The organism is Halobacteriovoraceae bacterium, assembly GCA_020635115.1.
In the GTDB taxonomy this organism is placed as follows: Bacteria; Bdellovibrionota; Bacteriovoracia; order Bacteriovoracales; family Bacteriovoracaceae; genus JACKAK01.
Genome location: JACKAK010000002.1, coordinates 1 through 17784 on the forward strand (window position 1 = coordinate 1; position 17784 = coordinate 17784).

The window sequence follows — 17784 nt, forward strand, 5'->3', positions numbered from 1 at the left end:
GTTTCTAACAATTACCCACAAGTTTTACATACTCAATTTGACACGATCAAATGTAAGAAATCTCACGTAAATGAATGTCAATTTTAATTGAAAATTCCCCATTTATTTCATTTGTGTGTTTTACAACGGTTTCCTCTAATTGATGCGCAAAGAGCAGGGTCTCTTCAATGGCAAAAAACTTGTTTGTAAATTCTTCTCTAGTCATTATTTATATCGTCGTAAATTCTCTCTATCGCACCAAAGAATACGTTAAGAGAAACGTTCTCGTGAGCAAACATTCTGTAAAGAGTTTGCCTGGTTGTTCCTATTGACTCTGCAAACTCGTCTTGATTCTCATACTTCGGACTATTTGATATATAGGCTGAAATTAAGTCTGTAGAAGCAGCAATATCCCCTTCTTTGGTTAATTCAGAAATTTGCTCAATGATAAAACGGGGGTCAGCAAAACGCTCTTTTAAGCTTGCTCGCCTTGATTTAATATTTCTTACAACACTCATAAGTGCTCTCCTATTTTTCGTTCTTATATCTAATATTTGTTTTAGATATTTTATCATTTTTCATTTCTTTAAAACATTTTGCTATGGCCTTATCTTGTTCTTTTCCTTTTCCACTACCTAGTACTAGTAATGTTTTATTTTCTTCATCATCTTCAATAATCGTAAAGTACAATCTGTCTCCAGAGTTCCACTTTTTTTCATAGAGCCCGTCACCTAGACTTTTCGCATTTGTTACCAGTCCTTGGTTTTCGATTTTTTCAATGGCAGCTTCTACTTTGGTAAGTTTTGTTCCATCTATTTTATTGGCCCATTTCGTGTAGGTTTCAGGCTCAACATCTTCCTTTGGAACAACTGCTGTAAAAGTATCTTTGCTGGCCATTGGCTTCTCCTTGAAATGTAACATATTTACAACTAATGTTATACATGTATTACAGCAACAAGGGCATTTATCCATAATATCAAGGTCTTAAATACAGGTAATTTCTACAATTTTAGAGGGGGAAAGACAGCTTCTATGTTACATTTTTCTCAAGATTTAATTCTGTTGAGAAAATGGTAACTTGGTAAGTAAACACCTTCTTTCGGATGCCTAGTTTCCTCCTAGGTCAAATAACTTTAATTATTTGACCTAAAAATGCGCAAGACATACACCCACTTTTTGCAAGACATTAGTCAGGGACTTTTTGGGGAGATTTCGAAAATGTTCCTATTGTACTTTTTTTTGTACAGCACTTGAACTTTTTACATCTACCCATTATTTTTAACCTTTCAAAGTTATAATGTTCTTAACTCATTTGTTTGCAGGAGAGATTGTGAGATTATTTTATATAAGTTTATCAATGACGATTAATTTTTGTTCATTTGCAAAATCTGATTGTCCACAATATGAGTTAAAAAATGTTGTTTGTACTTACTCTGATGGCGAGAAGTTAAATATAGGAGATGTTAAGTTTTCGGGAAACACAGAATCAAGTTATGATGGAGACTTGATAGAGACTTACCCTAATGTTGAGTTTGTTGACTCTCTCAAAATTAATTCTTATTGCAAAGATGGGAAGCTCTATACAGTTCAAAATTTAGGTTTGCAGCAAGCAATAACTGTAATAGAGTTTAAGGATGGTAAAATAAAAGAAGCAGGGCAGGTTTTTGATTATGAATGTTTAGACCTGTGGTGCTCAGAGGGGCGCCATACATCTAAAGTTATAGATTTCGAAGGTTTTTGCATTGGATCTCGTCCATAAATTTTCAGAAAAATATCTCGGTAAACGAATCGTTATAGAAATTGCTTTTTCTTCGTGTAGACAACCTGTACCTAGAACAGGTGTTTTTTTGCAAATTTGCACCGAGAAAAATCTAATTTACATGATTCTGTACATAACTCCAATTATGTACAGAACAAATCTGCTCATTTAGGTAGTACTTTAGGTGTTACCTAAAACGTCCTTTTCATTTTCACTCAAATTTTCTACTCACGAAATTACGGATTTTCGCCATCGATTAAGTGCAATCTCTTGAAAGAGATCCGTTTTAGCATATTTTTTCGTCAACTTTGTAGACAATTTTCAAACCGACCGTGTAAATGTGGGTAAAAGAAAGTAAATGTTTATTTAATTTACTATAATGTCTCATTAATGTTTCTTCCCGCAAGGGAGCTTATATACGGATTTGGTAATGAATAATACAAAATATATTTTAACTCTTTTTTTCCTGCTCCAAACTCATCTCTTTGCAATTGGTACTTTTAAAAGTCTTTCTAATGTTTCACAAAGACTTAAATCAAGTGAAAATTTTGATTTCGAGAGCTTATTACAATCTGTAAAAATTGCAAAATCAGAAGAAGCAACAGTCGGACAAAAGTTGAGAGGAAAAAATGCTTTTTCGATACTGACTCAGGCCTTTAGAAAAAACTATGGAATCAATAAGGGCAGCGATCTTGAACTACATTTAATAGAGTTAAATACAACTATTCACGGACAAATTGAAGAAGCAAATTCGAATATTTTCAATATGGGACTTAAAGATCAGAGATCGCAAGTTATTAAAAGTTTTTTTGATACAGCACAAAGACCTGCTCAAGAATATAATCTAAATGTTTATTCCTCATATAGAAAACAGGGTTCTATTCCTTCAAAAAGGTTGGGACTATTAAGTTCCAAATTTAAAACTCAAAGAGATATAGTCAAAGGGAATATTTCAAAAAATATTAAAGAATTAAATTCATTATTTTCATTTAATTTAAGACTTAAAGAAATAGTGTATGACGTCGACATTTACAAATATCACGAGCTCACTCCAGACAAATCATTTCAAAGTGAGACATACTTTAGGGCCGATTTGAATAAAAATATTCCCAGACAAAAATTAATAAAACCCTGGATTGACACTATGGCCATCAAACTTACTGAGTCTTTTGAACCTCTAGAGACTTATTTTACTTTTTTTAATGCTGTCCGAGAATATAAGGTTATATATCCTCATTCAATTTCTCAAAAATCATTAGAAATGATTAGAGAGTTATTTCTTTTGAGACTTAGAATGGATCCAAGTTCACTATCAACTCCAATGTTATCTAAATACCTTATAGAAATTATTGATGATGGCCAAGATTCTTATGAAAGCTATCTGAGACAAATCTTTATTGGTTTGTCTCATCATGACAACACCTACGAATTGGTTTTGTTTGAATTATTAGAAAATCCAACAAAATATAAAATGCCAAATTCTATAATAAGTGAGCTTTTAGAAAATTCAATTAATATGGCCTTTGGAGTTTCCAAAGATAATCCAGAGATTGCTTTTAATTTCTTAAATAAATTATTAAGTAAAAATTTACTTGAAGGAGCTTCTTTGGAATTGTTTTTTGCAAATATTAAAAAACTTGCTCATGAAGATCCTACTCTTTTAGATCATCCTAAAATTGAAGATATCTTTAAAAACAATATTCAGTTATCAACATGGCTTGATAAAGTTTCAGATTTCTAATCAACATAAAAAAAGAACCCCCGCTTCATTCGAAGCGAGGGGGTCCTCTTTAATTGAGTTCTTATCGGTTCATTATCCGTTAATCAATTTCAAAGCAACGTTTGGAAATTGATTAGCTTGAGAAAGAACTGCCGCACCAGATTGAACAAGTATATTGTTTCTGGCCATATCAGCAGTTTCTGAAGCGACATCAACATCTCTAATTCGCGATTTTGCTGAACTAAGGTTTTCATCACTGATACCCAAAGTATTAATTGCTGAACTAAGTCTGTTTTGAGTCGCTCCAAGTTCAGATCTAACGCCGTTGATCTGTACAAGTGAGTCGTCAAGTTTTTTAAGCGCTGACTGAGCACCTTGCTTAGTCGCCACACTCTCGGCAGTAAGCCCGAGTGAGGCAAGTGTTGCGTCGGCCTCTGTTCCATCGTAACGAATTCTATCCAACACTGGATCATTTTTCGTTCCGATTTGAAATTCAAGCTGACCTCCAGTTCCATCAAGTAGCTTGGTTCCGTTAAAAGATGCACTTCTAGAAATTCTATCGATTTCATCTTTAAGCTGTTGGAACTCGATGTCTGAAAATCCACGCTCTGTATCTCCAACTGTGTCCGAAGCTGACTGAACAGCAAGTTCTCTAAGTCTAATAACGATGTTAGAAACTTCATTCAACCCACCTTCCGCAGTTTGGATTAACGAGATTGCATCCCCTGCATTTCTCGTTGCCTGTCTCACACTTCTAATTTCTGCACGCAAGTTTTCACTAATAGCTAAACCAGCTGCATCGTCACCCGCTCTCGTAATACGCTCACCTGATGACATTTTTCTTAAGTTGTCGTTAAGTCTTCCAGTAGTTACTGAAAGTGATCTTTGTGCCGTTAACGACGGTACGTTTGTGTTAATTCTTAAACCCATGGTTAATCTCCTTTAAACATGTAAAACCTCCTGTTTTATGCCCGAACTTCCTGTCCGAGTAGTTATTGTTAATTGTTATGATAAGAACTCTTGTTATGTAATCCAAGACTCTCACATTTGCAGAGTGCGAGGGCCTTAGCATAATCAAGTGTTAAAATTTAAAACACCCAAATAAACCTTCATATCAAATCCTTTTATGCTTAACCTTGAGAGGCAGCATTAATAAGTTGAATAGCATTTTTAGTGTACGAATTCGCTTGTGAAAGTACCGAAGTTCCGGCCTGCACAAGTATGCTGTTCTTAGTAAGTTCAGCAGTTTCTTTTGCTACATCTGCATCCCTCACCCGAGAGTTCGCGGCCGATAGGTTTTCTACACTAACGTTAATATTGTTTATCGTAGACTGCAGTCTGTTCTGAAGAGCACCAAAATCTGCTCGAATACCAGATACAGAAATAATCGCTTGGTCGATTGCCGATAATGAATTCTGTGAAGAAATTTTATCAGCGACAGATGCCAAATTTAAACCTAATGCAGCGATATTAACATCAGCACTAGATGCATCAAATGTAAGTCTGTCAGTAATCGGATCATTTCTGGTTCCAATTTGAATGTCGAAGACTGCTCCTGTACCATTTAATAATGGTACTCGGTTGAATTCTGTCGAGTTTGCAATACGATCAACTTCAGAAGTAAGTTGTTCGAACTCAACATTCAGAAATTTTCTTTCTGTACCACCGATCGTATCAGATGCAGCTTGAACAGAGAGTTCTCTAAGTCTAATAAGGATGTTTGAGACCTCGGCGAGAGCTCCTTCAGCGATTTGAACTAATGAAATACCGTCCTCGGCGTTTCTACCAGCTTGTCCCAAACCACGTATTTGAGCTTTGAGGTTCTCAGAGATTGCTAAACCAGCAGCGTCATCCCCGGCCCTATTGATCCGTTGTCCTGAAGACAACTTCTCAAGTGTCTTGTCCATTGCCAGACGCGTATTTCCCAAGTTTCTTTGGGCATTCAGCGAGGCAACGTTCGTATTAATTCGAAGTCCCATTTCAATCCTCCTTGATTACGGGTCTGGTAAAACTCCTTTTCACCAGCGAACTTAAAAGTTATAAAAAACTTTTTGTTCCTTCTTATGCCTTGTCGATTCAGCAAATGATTTCTTTATGAATTTGTATATTTTTTTTAATGTAGGCAAAAAGTATCTCTAGCAGTAGATGTAATTTCTTAAAATATTGAAACTAGGAGTTATTTTTCTTCTACATATTGTCATTTTCTTTGATTTTAGGGAAAATATTACCTATGAGAGAAGTTAAAAGTTTAAATCAGCATCCAGAATATTATGATCATTTGCTTATTTCACTAGAAGAATCTTTTAAGTATTCCAAAGAAAATCAATTCAAAATTGATTTTTATCCTCTAATGAGAAAAGAAAACTGGTCTAATTGTTTTATACTTCTTGAAGATGGTAAATTTGCAGGACATATAGGTGTTTTAGAAAAAAAAATGCTTGGACAGACTGTGGCCTTACTTGGTGGAATATTTATTTCAAGTGAATTTCAAGGTAAAGGTTTATTTTCTGACTTTATATTAAATGTTATTGATAATTTTCAAGATGCAGCGCTTTTTATACTCCATAGTGATCTTAGTGAGCTTTATAAAAAATTTGGATTCTACCTCTGTGGAGGTCAACTTCAAACAGGGACTGATGATATCAATATCAAAGCTCCACATGACTTTTTGAAAACAAAATTAAATAAACTCAGTTCATTTGAAATTGATCAGCTTGCAAATATTTATGATCAATCTATTGCGAAAAATTTTTTGACACTCGAAAGATCAAGAGCTGATTGGGAATTGTTAAAAAATATCACAAGTTCAGACCTATTCATAAAAAAAGATAGCGACGTTATCAAATCTTATTTTTTTGCAAACAAGGGATTTGATCTTCCTTCGATTATTCATGAAATCGGTCATATTTCAGGAGATATTTTACATATATTAAAAGACATCCATCAATACAAAGTCTGGGTTCCAGAACACTATACAGAGTTCTCAAACTCACAAGATTTAATGTATCTAGGTCTAATTAAAATTGGTAATATCAATAGTTTGAATCATATTCTCAAACAATTAACCCATAACGAAATTGAAATTCTAGATATTAGTTTTAGTAAAATAACAATTCGTCATTTAGATGAAAATCACGAACTTCCTATAGAAACTTTACTTGGAGGTTTGTTTGGACCTAACAGATATGAAGATTTAAAAAAATATCCACCTCTATATATCTCAGGTTTAGACTCGGTTTAATTTTTTTTATTTCTTAATTTTAATCTTTCAAAAATAATATTCAGAAAAACAAAAATAAATATAACAAAAGTTAATACTGCACCTGAGGGCCATTGTCCTAAATTTGATAAGGGTATAGGACCTATTTGATAGAGTGTTGCAACCAAAAGACCAAGTGAAGTTAGACAGTAACCAACGATAAGTACACTTGTTGCAATATTTTGATAAGCTTGAATCTGTCCCTTAACTTCAATTGGAACAGAATAATTATTTTTTGAAATATCTTTTAAAAACCATTTTAAATGCCTCGGAAATATTCTGTAGATTGATGTCAGATCTCTTGCGGCCCAGATCGATTCTTCAATGACATCTTCCTTAGTAAAAGAATTCTTTATTAATACTTTTATATCTTTTTCTAGTGCTGAAAATATATCGAAATCAATCCCTAGTGATTTCCCTACCCCATCAAGTGTGATAAAGGCCCTAAAAACAACAAACCACTCCCGGGGTAGAAAGATTTCATGTTCACTCAATGTTTTGACAACGGCCCTTAAGGCCTGGGAAAAATTAGTTTGGGCGATTGTTAAACCTACAAAAGGAGAAAGTGCCTCTCTCACATCTCCAATCAGAACATCAACTTCGGGAGTCCTATCGTACTCTGCTACATCGAGAAATTCATAGACTAAATTTTCATAATTGTAAGAAATCAATGCAAAAATGATAGCGACAAAATTCAATCGATTCTTTTTGCTAAGATTTCCCATAAGTCCAAAATCAATAAGTGCTATTTTTCCATCTTTCTGGTAGAAGAAATTACCACCATGCAAATCTGCATGGAAAAATCCATCATTTAAAAATGTTCTTAGAAATAAATCTACACCCTTCTCTAATTTAGGAGTGATTTCTTCTATTAACGGAGAAATCTTCTGTTGATCACTAAATGGTATTCCATCAACATATTCCATAATTAAAACGTTTTCCCTACTAAGTTCCTTATATACTTTTGGAATATAGAAAACATTTTCAGTATCATGCTCGGCCAAATTATTTTTTAGCCTTGTCCCGTTTAAGGCCTCAATATGAAAATTAAGCTCATTTTGTATACTAAAAGAAAAATCTCTTATAATTCTAGTTACTCCCAAATATTTTATCTCAGGGCCAAGCTTTTCAAGTTGAGAGGCCAAAAAATGTAAAATTGCAATGTCGGTTTGAATAACTTTACTAATTCCTGGACGTCTAATTTTTATAACAACGTTTTCACCTGTTTTAAGTTTCCCCTTAAAAACGACACCTATAGAAGCTGTGCCAATTGCCTCTTCGTGAATAGATTCAAAAATATCATCCAGATTTCCAAACTCTTGAACTAAAAGAGGTTTTAAAGTAGAATAAGGAACTCCTTTGACTTTATCCCTAAGATCTTTCATCTCATTGATAAATCCTTGATCAAAAATGTCTTCTCGTGAACTTAGAATTTGTCCGAGTTTTATAAATGTTGGGCCTAATTCTTCAAAACAATCTTTTAAGCGCTTACCCACAATTTCAGGCCACTCTTTTTGGGACCTTTCTGCCAGTTCATCTCTTAATCCTCGTTTGGACTTTGGAATAACAAAGTCTGGTAACCCTGATTGAATACCAAGTCCAATAAACTCACTAAAGCCATGTTTTGCAAATACGGAAAGAATTTCTTTTAAACGGGTAACATTCTTAAAGGTCTTACTGATATCAATTCCTGTTTGAATAATTCCCATTTAAAAATCCTTTGGTTTATTGATTTTGATATTAAGATAATATCTCTTTTGATAAGTTATGGGTATGTTTCAGAAAATCCTCATTCTTTTATTATTTGTATCTTTGACACTTAAGGGATGGTGCGTTGAAATCTGTAGCCGTACAGCAGTTATCAATGGACAAAAAATATTAGTTGATCTCAATAGTGGCCAAAAAGGCGAAGGCCTACGCTTTTATATAGAAAAAGATGAAAAAGCTTTAAGCTATCTAAACCTCTATCAAAAAGAAAACCAAAAAAAATGGCCTTACATTACCCTTGGCAGCATCACTTTAGGTTCTTTTTTAGCACTGGCCGTCAATGATTTCGATCGATCTGAAAAAAATATTTTGATCGGGGCCGGAATACTATCACTTGTGTTTAATATTTCGCTCAATAGATTTTCTTCGCGTCAAAATGAAAAAAACCTGATTCGGGCCATTGAGGAATATAATCGCAGAAATCTTCCAAAAATAGACTTCAAATCAGACACAAATGTAGGTAGAGTCCACTCTCAGGGTGGATTCTCACTTGGAACGCAGTGGAGTTTTTAGAGGTTTTATGAGCGACAAAGTTAATTGTTATAAATGTGGAAATGAGTTAAGGGCATTTACACCGGGGATGCGGGTAAGTCGTTCAGATGAATGTGAACATTGTTATGCTTCATTGAGATGTTGTAAGATGTGTGAATTTTTTGACGAGTCGTCTTACAATGAGTGCAGAGAGCCTGTGGCCCAAAGAATTGTGGATAAGGAAAAGGTAAACTTTTGCGACTATTATAAATTCATTTCACAAAATAAGAGTGAAATGAAATCTAAAGAAGACATGTTCAGTGCAGCTGACGCGCTCTTTAAAAAATAATCAAATAGGAAAAATTATGAAAGAAAAACCAATCACAAAAGAAGGCAGAGATAGAATTCAGATAGAATTAAATCAACTTATAAAAGTCGATAGGGAAGAAATTAAAACTGCAATTGCCGAGGCCAGAGCACTTGGAGATCTGAAGGAAAATGCCGAATATCATTCTGCAAAAGAAAAACAATCCCTTATAGAAGGGAGAATTATGGAATTACAAAGTATTATCTCACAATCTAAAGTCATTGATGTTACAAGTATCGATAGTGATAAAATCATTTTTGGAGCAACAGTATCTCTATACGATCCGGAAAAAGAAAAATCTCTTACTTATAAAATTGTTGGAGAAGATGAAGCAGATATTTCACTTGGTCAGATCTCTTACAACTCTCCCTTAGGAAAAGCTCTCATCGGTAAGGAGGAAGGTGATGAAATCATCGTTAAGGCCCCAAAAGGAGACATTACCTACGAAATTGAGTCGTTTGAATATAAATAGTCCTGAGTGGAATTTACCTTTAACATTACTCACTAAAAACAAACCATCGGCCACGATAAAATCTTTAAATGAAGTCGGTTTAAACACACTTTATGATTTATTGTGGATCGTTCCTTTAAGAGTCGAACTACTACCAGAGGCCTGTGCATTCTCGATGGCCACGCCGGATCATTACTTTCAGGGGGAAGGTGAAATTCTCTCGATAAGAGTAAGTAAAAATTATCATCACAAAGGAAAAAAACAAACCTCTCTTCAAAATATAAATATCCTAGTAAAAGATTTAAATTCCTCAAAGATGTTAGAACTGAAGTGGTTTAACACTTATCCTTCAGTAGTCAAAAAATTAGAAAGTCTTAAGTCAATTCGATTTATGGGAAAGATTAGCTTGTATAACAACTCACTTCAGGTGATCAATCCTGAAGTTCTTGAATTAAAGGAAAAATTTAATACTGAAGAGCTGCAAGTCGTTTATCCGACAATAAATAAAATAAAACCGAGCTTACTAAAGAAGTTGATGGATAAAATTCCTATGCGTATGTGGAATGAAATCCCTGATTATCTTTCAAATGAAGAATTACTTGCAAGAGGATTTCTTTGTCTTTCTGAAAGTTTTAAAATTTTGCACGGCAAGATTAAAAGTAAAAACCAATATGATCTGGCCCAAAAACGAATCATTTATGAAGAGTTCTTCCAAGAACAATTAAAAGTGTATCTAAGAAAACAAAAAGTTATTGTGAAAAAATGTACACCTTGGGCCTTAAGTGATCATCACAAAAAGATTTTAATTGCATCTTTTCCGTATGATCTAACTTCAGATCAGCTACGTGCATTCGATGATATTATGAAAGATCTAGCTTCAGGGCATCCTATGATGAGACTTATTCAAGGGGATGTTGGTTGTGGAAAAACGACGGTTGCAATACTGGCCAGTGTTATTGCATTTCTAAATTCCAAACAGTCGGCCCTAATGTCGCCTACTGAGGCATTAGCACTCCAACACTTTAATACTTTAAATCAATATTTGGAAAATTCTCCTTTAGATATTCAAGTTTCATTACTATTAGGTTCAACTTCCCAAAAAGAAAAAAAAGAGATTTTGCATAAATTATATTCGGGAGATATTCACATTGTTGTTGGTACACATTCTTTGTTTCAAGATAGTGTTCTTTTTAAAGATCTGGGCCTAGCTATTATTGATGAACAACACAAGTTTGGCGTTGAGCAAAGAAACAAACTCGTGGGCAAGGGCCCTCTGGTTCATACCCTCATTATGACGGCAACCCCAATACCTAGGTCCCTTTGTCTGACGCAATATGGTGATTTAGATATTTCAGTGATTAAATCATTACCCTCAGGTAGAAAAGGGCATAAAACAAGAATAGTTCTCCCACATAATTATGAGAAGTTTTTGAGTTTTATTAAGACAAGAATTTCTCTAGGAGAACAGGCCTATGTTGTCACTCCGGCAATAGAAGACAATCCAGAGATGGATATGGTAGCACTTGAAGAAGTTTTTAAAAAGTTCAAGCAATTATTTAGTAATATTGAAATTAATATTCTCCATGGAAAGTTATCTTCTGAAGAAAAAAAAGTTGCAATAAATGATTTCGAAAAGGGAAAAACTCAAATATTAATTTCAACAAGTGTCGTTGAAGTTGGGATAGATGTTCCGAATGCAACGATTATGGCAATTATGAGTCCTGAACGTTTTGGATTAAGTTCTCTTCATCAGCTTAGAGGACGTGTTGGGAGAGGACATCTTCCAGGTTTTTGTTTTCTCGTTTGTGAAAAAAAAATATCAAACGAGTCAATATATCGCTTAAAAATTATTGAAAATAACACTGATGGCTTTTTAATAGCAGAAGAAGATCTAAGAATTCGTGGGCAGGGTGATTTATTTGGAACATCCCAATCAGGTCTCGTCACAAACAAAAGACTTGCAAATATTATTACAAATAGTGATATATTAAACACAGCAAAAAATGACTCTCAGGTATTTATTGATGAATTAAGACCAAATATTACTCAAATGCTGGCAAATATTAGTAGAGATAAGATGATTTATTCAACAATTTAAGGAAAAAGATGATTAAGTTCAAAATTTTAAAATCTCCAGACTTAGATCATTTGTATCGTGAATTTGTATCAACGAAAATGTTTTTTACTCTCGGAAAATCCTTAAAATGCGATTTAATAATTGATGACCCGGGGATTTTAAAAGAGCACCTTCATTTTTTTGATACTAAAAAAGGATTGGTTATTAAAAGCACTCAACAAAATGCCTATTTTTTGTCGAATGGGAAAAAAATGTCAGGAATAAAAACACATAAAGTAGATGACATTTTTCAAGTTGGAGAAACTTTAATTAAGATTATTCAATATGATTCAAGAGCAAAAAAAAATACTGATATCGCCCAAGAATTAAAAGTGAAATATGAAAATCTTGCAAATGAAGAAAACGATTCATATGAATTGATTCATACTCTCGAACAAGAAATGCTTAACCTTCAATCTATTTATAAAGAGGAAGAGTTATCATGATCGAAAATGGACATCCAAATTATTTTTTTACGCAAGATAGTACAAGGATTTTTTATAATACAAATTTTGATGTGGGCAAAATTAATACTGAAGAACGTATTTTAGTTTTTAATTACGGCCTACTTTGCAGTAATCACCACTGGATATATCAAATACCCTATTTCGAACAAAGGGGATTTAAAATATTACTTCATGACTACAGAGGGCATTTTAATTCTTCAGGTATTCATAATCTCGACAAAATAAATTTCGATCATATAGTAGAGGATTTAGAGCAACTCTTAAAACATATAGGTGCTAAAAATGTTATTCTCTTTGGCCATTCAATGGGAGTGAATGTTTCATTAGAATATGCTAAAAGATTTCCTCAGTTCGTAGATGGTTTGGTACTTATATCCGGAACAGTATTTCCTCCACATGACATAATGTTTGATAGTAATATAATAGATCTTGTTGCACCTTATGTAGAAAAGTTCATAGAAACTTATCCATCCCTAGTGAGCAAATTTTGGTCCTCAGGATATAAAAACCCTATTATTCAACATTTTATTAAACAAGGTGGTTTCAATTCAAAACAAGTCTCTATTGAATATGTTCAAACTTATCTCAAAAAAATGGGAGAACTTGACCACAGACTTTTCATTAAACTTATAAATCAAATGCGTGATCATGATATCATCAATCATCTCGAAGAAATTTCAGTCCCGACTCTCATTGTGGGTGGAGATAAAGATAAAGTGATTCCCAACTATCTCCAAAATATTTTGCATAAATATATCATTGACTCTGAACTCTACATTGTCAATGGAGGAAGTCACGTTCCTCAAGCAGATTTTCCAGATAGTATCAATGATAGAATTTACCATTTTTTAAAAAAATTTAATTAACTACGTTTGTGATATTCTAGCAACGATTTGAAAAGTCTATCGATTGCAGTTCGAGTTTGCATTTTTTTATACTCTTCATGTGAAGCTTCCCCTTTAGTGTTCACTTCATGTGATTTACTATCTACAATTTGAACCTCATAAGGGTAAAAGAAACGAATATCTCTCGCAATAAGAGAAATATCTAAATTTAAAATTTTACTTGCTAGCTCAGACTCCTGCTCTTTGGCAACTTTCCTTACCTTATTAAATTCCGATAAAAAAGGATTTCTAAACCTTATAAGTTGTCTACATGTAAATTGAACAGATTGATACTTTGAAGAAGTAAAGTCGTTCTTCTTATTATTTTTATCCCCTCTTCCCGTATCTATGAGATCTAGTAGTTTTTCTTTGAATTCTTGTTCACTCAACTGAAATCTAATGGCATCTTTGATCAATTTATAGTGTCCACTTTTTAAACTTTTAAGATTAAAAATCGTATTTATCGAACGACTTGGTTTTATATTATGTGGAATACAAATGTGATTTTCTAAAATAAAACGGACTACATTTAAAATATCAATTTTTTCTCTCACCACTATACGTACACCAACTCTATCAAACAACTCTTCTGCAACATGTTCAGCTTTATGAAGCAATTTAATGATAGTACTCTCCCTTGATTTTTTAGATTTTGTTTGAAAATCAATGACCTCAATTGAGTACTTATCCGCAGGTTTTCCTAAATAAAGTTTGTTCTCGCCATCTCTATGTAAATGCTTATAAAATTTATCAAAAATTTGCGTTTGAACAACGTTGAAATAATTTGATCTCAAATCCTTATCAATATGTATAACCGTGTGCATAACTTTTAGCACGATTTCGGCCCACAAACGCTCCTCTTTCGTGACATCCTTATTCGCTCCTGAAATCATTATAAATAAATCAGTAATTTCAGTAATGAGATAAAGATTATTTGGAATTTGTAAATTAAGTCCGTCTGAATTTCCTTCCTTTAAAAAATAACGCTTAATAAATTGCAACGATTCTTGAAAATATCCAAATAACTCCGCCTTACTTACGGGATCATTGGGATCCAGTCCATAACCTTTTAGAAAATTATTTGCCTTATCTTTACTGTCAACTGTTGTGATAAAATGTTTTGAATCAAGTGCTGATTTGCCACCAATGATCACATCAAACTGTTCCCAGTCGTAGAAGTAATGCTCTAAATATTCTGGACGTCTGGCCATAAAAACCTATTCTTATGTATTTAATCTCATTATTGTAAGGTAATAAAGTTCGCGCTACACTACAAGAAAAAAAGATGGTGACCTATGGCGCAAATTCAGTCTAAAATCTTATCCTTCTTGGAAAAATCATTTCTCTCCTTTCTTGGTGTTGGGCTTGCCCCGTTCGCACCAGGAACCTTTGGAACTCTGGCCATCTGCCCCTTTCTTTACTTCTTTGACAAGCTTCATATCCCCACATTTATTTTTTTACCCATACTTATTTTAGCAACTTTTCTATCTTGTATTCTTGCCGAAAGAAATCGGAAAAAAAATAATGAGCACGATCCATCCTGGATAGTCATCGATGAAGTTCTTGGTATGTCTTTGAGCTGGATTATAGTTGGTTCCACTAACCTCGTAGGACTCATTATTTTATTTATTCTCTTTCGCCTTTTCGATATTTTTAAAATAGGCCCTGCAAAATATTTTGACACAAAAGTTACCCATGGTTGTGGTGTTATTCTGGATGACCTTGTTAGTGGAGTTTATGCAAGTCTAATTTTTCTTATATTAAGATTTTTCTTATCAGATTCTTTAATCATCTGAATTCACTATTTCTCTTGATATGCTTTAAAGTACGTATTAAATCTGTCTCTAAGTTTTTTATCTTTAAATGATAAATATCTCCCCACTGTCTCAACTAAGAAGCTACACTCCACATCCATTGGATCTTGTCCTTGTGATCGATACAAATCCTTAAATACGCTAAACTCTGAAATTGCAAATTCAATTCTATCCTTTATAAGTAGGTGTGCTAGAGATCCTTGGTGCTCTACTTCTTGGTAATTTTCTATTTTTTGTAATTCTGGATAGATTTTTGAAGCACTCTGAAAACCTCCGACTTTGAATTTAACAAGATCGCTTATTTTTTTTATTTTAAGTCCCTTACTTTTCTTACTTATGGCGCAATTTTGAAAATTATCAACAGGAACACTTGGGTATAAATCTCCATGCTCTGAAAAAAAAGACACCGGAAGATTTAGTGATGCATGATATTTTTCTTTTTTGAACTCATAAAAAATCCTATCATTAGGCATTAACAAAAACTTGACTTGATGACTCATGTTGCTAAACACTGTCGTTAATATTTTAGCTTGAGTTCCTTTTACTTCTCCTTCTTCCTCATATATATAAGGCCGCAAAGAATTACTCGCTATAATTGTGATTGTTTCTTCTGCAAGTCCAATTTTTATAATATAAAAGCACAAGAGACATATGGCCGATATTTTTCCCACTCTCAACCTTCTTTTTAATTACGCAGAAAGACTTGCGCATTTGTTGCGTAATATTTAGAATTCAAGCAATAGCTAGTTGCTAACCTGTACTGATTATAAATTGAATATACCTCAATTGGGAAGTTTCGAATTACCAGTAGTTGAAAGAGGAGATCTTAACCACATTTGTTATGCACTAGGAATTGAATAAATACTAACGACAATGCTAGCGTCACTAAGACTACATTGACCAAACAGGAGATTAAAGTATGGCCATATCGACTACAGGTAGCACTGAAACAAACAAAGCAAAAGCACTGGATCTGGCCCTGGCCAATATTGAAAAGCAATTTGGTAAAGGCGCCATTATGAAACTTGGAACCGAAGGAGTGGAAAATAAAATACCCGCAATTTCAACAGGATGCCTGGGCCTAGATATTTGCCTTGGTATAGGAGGAATTCCTAAAGGAAGAATCGTTGAAATCTATGGGCCAGAATCATCAGGGAAAACGACCCTTACTCTACATATTGCAGCTGAATGCCAAAAAGCAGGTGGAACAGTGGCCTTCGTTGACGCTGAGCATGCCCTCGACACGGCCTATGCAAGTAAGCTTGGAGTTGATATCCCTAATACACTTATTTCACAACCTGATAGCGGGGAGCAAGCACTAGAGATTACAGATATGCTCGTGCGCTCAGGGGCCGTTGACCTTCTCATCGTTGACTCCGTTGCCGCACTTACACCACGGGCCGAGCTAGAAGGAGACATGGGAGATTCACACATGGGACTACAGGCCAGACTTATGTCTCAGGCCCTACGTAAACTTACCGGGTCTATTTCACGCTCCAACTGTACAGTTATCTTTATCAATCAGTTAAGAATGAAAATTGGAGTCATGTTTGGCAACCCTGAAACAACTACTGGTGGTAATGCCCTTAAATTTTATTCATCAGTTCGTATCGATATCCGCCGTATAAGCGGCATAAAGGGAAGTGACGGTGAGATCATCGGAAACCGAACAAAAGTAAAAATTGTAAAAAATAAGGTTGCTCCTCCCTTTAAACAGCATGAATTTGACATCATGTATGGGCAAGGGATTTCACAATCTGGTGATCTCATTGACCTGGCCGTAGAGAGAAAAATCGTCGATAAGGCCGGCGCATGGTTCTCTTATAATAACGAAAAAATTGGACAAGGACGTGAGAAGGCCAAGCTATTTCTAGAAGAAAATCCTGAAATAGCAGAAGAAGTTAGAGAAAAAATTCTTGTCAAAGCAGGGCTGATAGAAGACCAAAGTGTCGCAAATATGAATCTTGAAACTGGAGAAATCTTAGAAGAGATTGACGATAAAACGGTTAAAAAGACCAAAAAGAAAAAAACAATCCAATAGCCACCTCCTATAAATGAGGGCCTCCTTCTTAAGAATTTGAGAGGAGGTCTTTTTTTGAATGAACCAAGAAATAAACGCTAAAATTCATAAGCAAGCTAAAATTCCAACGGCATACGAATATGCCATTACTTTACTTTCTAAAAAAAACTATTCTGAATTAAAACTGAAACAAAAAATTGCGACAAAAAAATACTCTCTCGAAGAAATAGATCAGGCAATCGAAAAAATAAAAGAAAAAAACTTCTTACGCGAAGATTACTACATTGAAGGGAGGGCAAAAGGCCTATTGCGTAAAGGTTACTCCCCACAATATATAGCTTTAAAAATTCAAAATGAAGGACCTAACGTTTCCGCTGAAGATATTATCAACATCGCCAATGAAAACGGCATCGATCTCAATCTTATAAAACAAGAGTTAGTTAATAAAAAACTTAAAACTCTAGGGCCAGAAATGAGTGAGTTTGAAAAAAAATGCAAAATTAGAACATTTTTAAGCTCAAAAGGGCATTATTGCTAAAGAATAACTCTCAAATATCCGAAAAAATGGTATGGGAATAAAAATTTTTCTCTTAACATTCGTGTCTTTTTTCATATTATCTCATATTATCTTTTGATGAGGCTTCTCTACCAATTCATGGTGTGTTAAATCATAATCACAAAAAAGCGTTTTAGACTCAATGCGAGCAAGG

At 34.1% G+C, this 17784-nt stretch carries 19 protein-coding genes; 12 read left to right on the forward strand and 7 right to left on the reverse strand.

Features of this window, described 5'->3' with window-relative positions:
- Positions 1-197: 197 nt before the first annotated feature.
- Positions 198-497: a hypothetical protein gene (locus H6622_02330; protein MCB9060341.1), complete on the reverse strand. Its 300-nt coding sequence runs from the start codon at positions 495-497 to the stop codon at positions 198-200.
- A gap of 10 nt (positions 498-507) precedes the next feature.
- Positions 508-876: a hypothetical protein gene (locus tag H6622_02335; protein ID MCB9060342.1), complete on the reverse strand. Its 369-nt coding sequence runs from the start codon at positions 874-876 to the stop codon at positions 508-510.
- A 433-nt stretch (positions 877-1309) separates the two neighbouring features.
- Here H6622_02335 and H6622_02340 point away from each other — a divergent pair, with 433 nt between their 5' ends.
- A complete protein-coding gene (locus tag H6622_02340; protein ID MCB9060343.1) occupies positions 1310-1738 on the forward strand; it encodes a hypothetical protein in 429 nt (142 codons plus the stop codon).
- Between the two features lie 430 nt (positions 1739-2168).
- The gene (locus H6622_02345; protein MCB9060344.1) at positions 2169-3479 is read left to right on the forward strand and encodes a hypothetical protein; all 1311 of its coding nucleotides are present in this window, start codon (positions 2169-2171) and stop codon (positions 3477-3479) included.
- A 72-nt stretch (positions 3480-3551) separates the two neighbouring features.
- On the opposite strand, the gene H6622_02350 is transcribed toward H6622_02345, so the two are convergent.
- Together H6622_02350 and H6622_02355 are read right to left on the reverse strand one after the other, a co-directional pair.
- Positions 3552-4388, reverse strand: a complete 837-nt coding sequence (locus H6622_02350) for a flagellin FliC (GenBank protein ID MCB9060345.1) — start codon at positions 4386-4388, stop codon at positions 3552-3554.
- A gap of 200 nt (positions 4389-4588) precedes the next feature.
- Positions 4589-5437, reverse strand: a complete 849-nt coding sequence (locus H6622_02355) for a flagellin FliC (protein ID MCB9060346.1) — start codon at positions 5435-5437, stop codon at positions 4589-4591.
- A 251-nt stretch (positions 5438-5688) separates the two neighbouring features.
- Here H6622_02355 and H6622_02360 point away from each other — a divergent pair, with 251 nt between their 5' ends.
- Positions 5689-6699: a GNAT family N-acetyltransferase gene (locus tag H6622_02360; GenBank protein MCB9060347.1), complete on the forward strand. Its 1011-nt coding sequence runs from the start codon at positions 5689-5691 to the stop codon at positions 6697-6699.
- On the opposite strand, the gene H6622_02365 is transcribed toward H6622_02360, so the two are convergent.
- Positions 6696-8426, reverse strand: coding sequence for an AarF/ABC1/UbiB kinase family protein (locus tag H6622_02365; GenBank protein MCB9060348.1), 1731 nt, complete (start codon positions 8424-8426; stop codon positions 6696-6698). The genes H6622_02360 and H6622_02365 overlap by 4 nt on opposite strands.
- A gap of 64 nt (positions 8427-8490) precedes the next feature.
- Here H6622_02365 and H6622_02370 point away from each other — a divergent pair, with 64 nt between their 5' ends.
- From H6622_02370 to H6622_02395, 6 genes are read left to right on the forward strand one after another with little or no spacing between them, the layout of a single operon-like run.
- Positions 8491-8997, forward strand: coding sequence for a hypothetical protein (locus H6622_02370; protein MCB9060349.1), 507 nt, complete (start codon positions 8491-8493; stop codon positions 8995-8997).
- A gap of 7 nt (positions 8998-9004) precedes the next feature.
- Complete coding sequence (locus H6622_02375; protein MCB9060350.1) at positions 9005-9304, forward strand: hypothetical protein; 300 nt, start codon at positions 9005-9007, stop codon at positions 9302-9304.
- Positions 9305-9320: 16 nt separating this feature from the next.
- Complete coding sequence (gene greA, locus H6622_02380; GenBank protein ID MCB9060351.1) at positions 9321-9794, forward strand: transcription elongation factor GreA; 474 nt, start codon at positions 9321-9323, stop codon at positions 9792-9794.
- On the forward strand, positions 9727-11871 hold the full coding sequence (locus tag H6622_02385; GenBank protein MCB9060352.1) for an ATP-dependent DNA helicase RecG: 2145 nt from the start codon (positions 9727-9729) through the stop codon (positions 11869-11871). Before greA ends, H6622_02385 begins: the two co-directional genes overlap by 68 nt.
- Before the next feature lie 8 nt (positions 11872-11879).
- Positions 11880-12335, forward strand: coding sequence for a hypothetical protein (locus H6622_02390; GenBank protein MCB9060353.1), 456 nt, complete (start codon positions 11880-11882; stop codon positions 12333-12335).
- Entirely contained in the window at positions 12332-13222 is an 891-nt protein-coding gene (locus H6622_02395) for an alpha/beta hydrolase (GenBank protein MCB9060354.1), read from the forward strand. The genes H6622_02390 and H6622_02395 overlap by 4 nt, the downstream gene beginning before the upstream one ends.
- Here the strand turns inward: H6622_02395 and H6622_02400 are convergent.
- Entirely contained in the window at positions 13219-14451 is a 1233-nt protein-coding gene (locus H6622_02400; protein ID MCB9060355.1) for a TIGR04552 family protein, read from the reverse strand. The two genes, H6622_02395 and H6622_02400, sit on opposite strands and share 4 nt — an antisense overlap.
- Positions 14452-14535: 84 nt before the next feature.
- On the opposite strand from H6622_02400, the gene H6622_02405 reads away from it, so the two are divergent.
- Positions 14536-15036, forward strand: coding sequence for a phosphatidylglycerophosphatase A (locus H6622_02405; GenBank protein MCB9060356.1), 501 nt, complete (start codon positions 14536-14538; stop codon positions 15034-15036).
- Positions 15037-15041: 5 nt separating this feature from the next.
- Here H6622_02405 and H6622_02410 read toward each other — a convergent pair whose 3' ends face one another.
- Positions 15042-15725, reverse strand: coding sequence for a hypothetical protein (locus H6622_02410; protein MCB9060357.1), 684 nt, complete (start codon positions 15723-15725; stop codon positions 15042-15044).
- Positions 15726-15973: 248 nt separating this feature from the next.
- Between H6622_02410 and recA the strand changes: the two genes are divergently transcribed.
- Positions 15974-17095 carry a recombinase RecA gene (gene recA, locus H6622_02415; protein ID MCB9060358.1) on the forward strand — a complete coding sequence of 374 codons (1122 nt, stop codon included), beginning with the start codon at positions 15974-15976 and terminating at the stop codon, positions 17093-17095.
- Between the two features lie 58 nt (positions 17096-17153).
- The gene (locus tag H6622_02420; GenBank protein MCB9060359.1) at positions 17154-17612 is read left to right on the forward strand and encodes a regulatory protein RecX; all 459 of its coding nucleotides are present in this window, start codon (positions 17154-17156) and stop codon (positions 17610-17612) included.
- The last annotated feature ends 172 nt before the right edge of the window (positions 17613-17784 follow it).

What these genes read in the sequence shown, in the direction of transcription:
- H6622_02385 (MCB9060352.1), top strand. Translation starts at nt 9,727, where the DNA reads ATGAAATCATCGTTAAGGCCCCAAAAGGAGACATTACCTACGAAATTG.
- greA (MCB9060351.1), top strand. Translation starts at nt 9,321, where the DNA reads ATGAAAGAAAAACCAATCACAAAAGAAGGCAGAGATAGAATTCAGATA.
- H6622_02420 (MCB9060359.1), top strand. Translation starts at nt 17,154, where the DNA reads ATGAACCAAGAAATAAACGCTAAAATTCATAAGCAAGCTAAAATTCCA.
- H6622_02375 (MCB9060350.1), top strand. Translation starts at nt 9,005, where the DNA reads ATGAGCGACAAAGTTAATTGTTATAAATGTGGAAATGAGTTAAGGGCA.
- H6622_02400 (MCB9060355.1), bottom strand. Translation starts at nt 14,451, where the DNA reads ATGGCCAGACGTCCAGAATATTTAGAGCATTACTTCTACGACTGGGAA.
- H6622_02360 (MCB9060347.1), top strand. Translation starts at nt 5,689, where the DNA reads ATGAGAGAAGTTAAAAGTTTAAATCAGCATCCAGAATATTATGATCAT.
- H6622_02330 (MCB9060341.1), bottom strand. Translation starts at nt 497, where the DNA reads ATGAGTGTTGTAAGAAATATTAAATCAAGGCGAGCAAGCTTAAAAGAG.
- H6622_02370 (MCB9060349.1), top strand. Translation starts at nt 8,491, where the DNA reads ATGTTTCAGAAAATCCTCATTCTTTTATTATTTGTATCTTTGACACTT.
- H6622_02390 (MCB9060353.1), top strand. Translation starts at nt 11,880, where the DNA reads ATGATTAAGTTCAAAATTTTAAAATCTCCAGACTTAGATCATTTGTAT.
- H6622_02345 (MCB9060344.1), top strand. Translation starts at nt 2,169, where the DNA reads ATGAATAATACAAAATATATTTTAACTCTTTTTTTCCTGCTCCAAACT.
- recA (MCB9060358.1), top strand. Translation starts at nt 15,974, where the DNA reads ATGGCCATATCGACTACAGGTAGCACTGAAACAAACAAAGCAAAAGCA.
- H6622_02335 (MCB9060342.1), bottom strand. Translation starts at nt 876, where the DNA reads ATGGCCAGCAAAGATACTTTTACAGCAGTTGTTCCAAAGGAAGATGTT.
- H6622_02395 (MCB9060354.1), top strand. Translation starts at nt 12,332, where the DNA reads ATGATCGAAAATGGACATCCAAATTATTTTTTTACGCAAGATAGTACA.
- H6622_02405 (MCB9060356.1), top strand. Translation starts at nt 14,536, where the DNA reads ATGGCGCAAATTCAGTCTAAAATCTTATCCTTCTTGGAAAAATCATTT.
- H6622_02365 (MCB9060348.1), bottom strand. Translation starts at nt 8,426, where the DNA reads ATGGGAATTATTCAAACAGGAATTGATATCAGTAAGACCTTTAAGAAT.
- H6622_02350 (MCB9060345.1), bottom strand. Translation starts at nt 4,388, where the DNA reads ATGGGTTTAAGAATTAACACAAACGTACCGTCGTTAACGGCACAAAGA.
- H6622_02355 (MCB9060346.1), bottom strand. Translation starts at nt 5,437, where the DNA reads ATGGGACTTCGAATTAATACGAACGTTGCCTCGCTGAATGCCCAAAGA.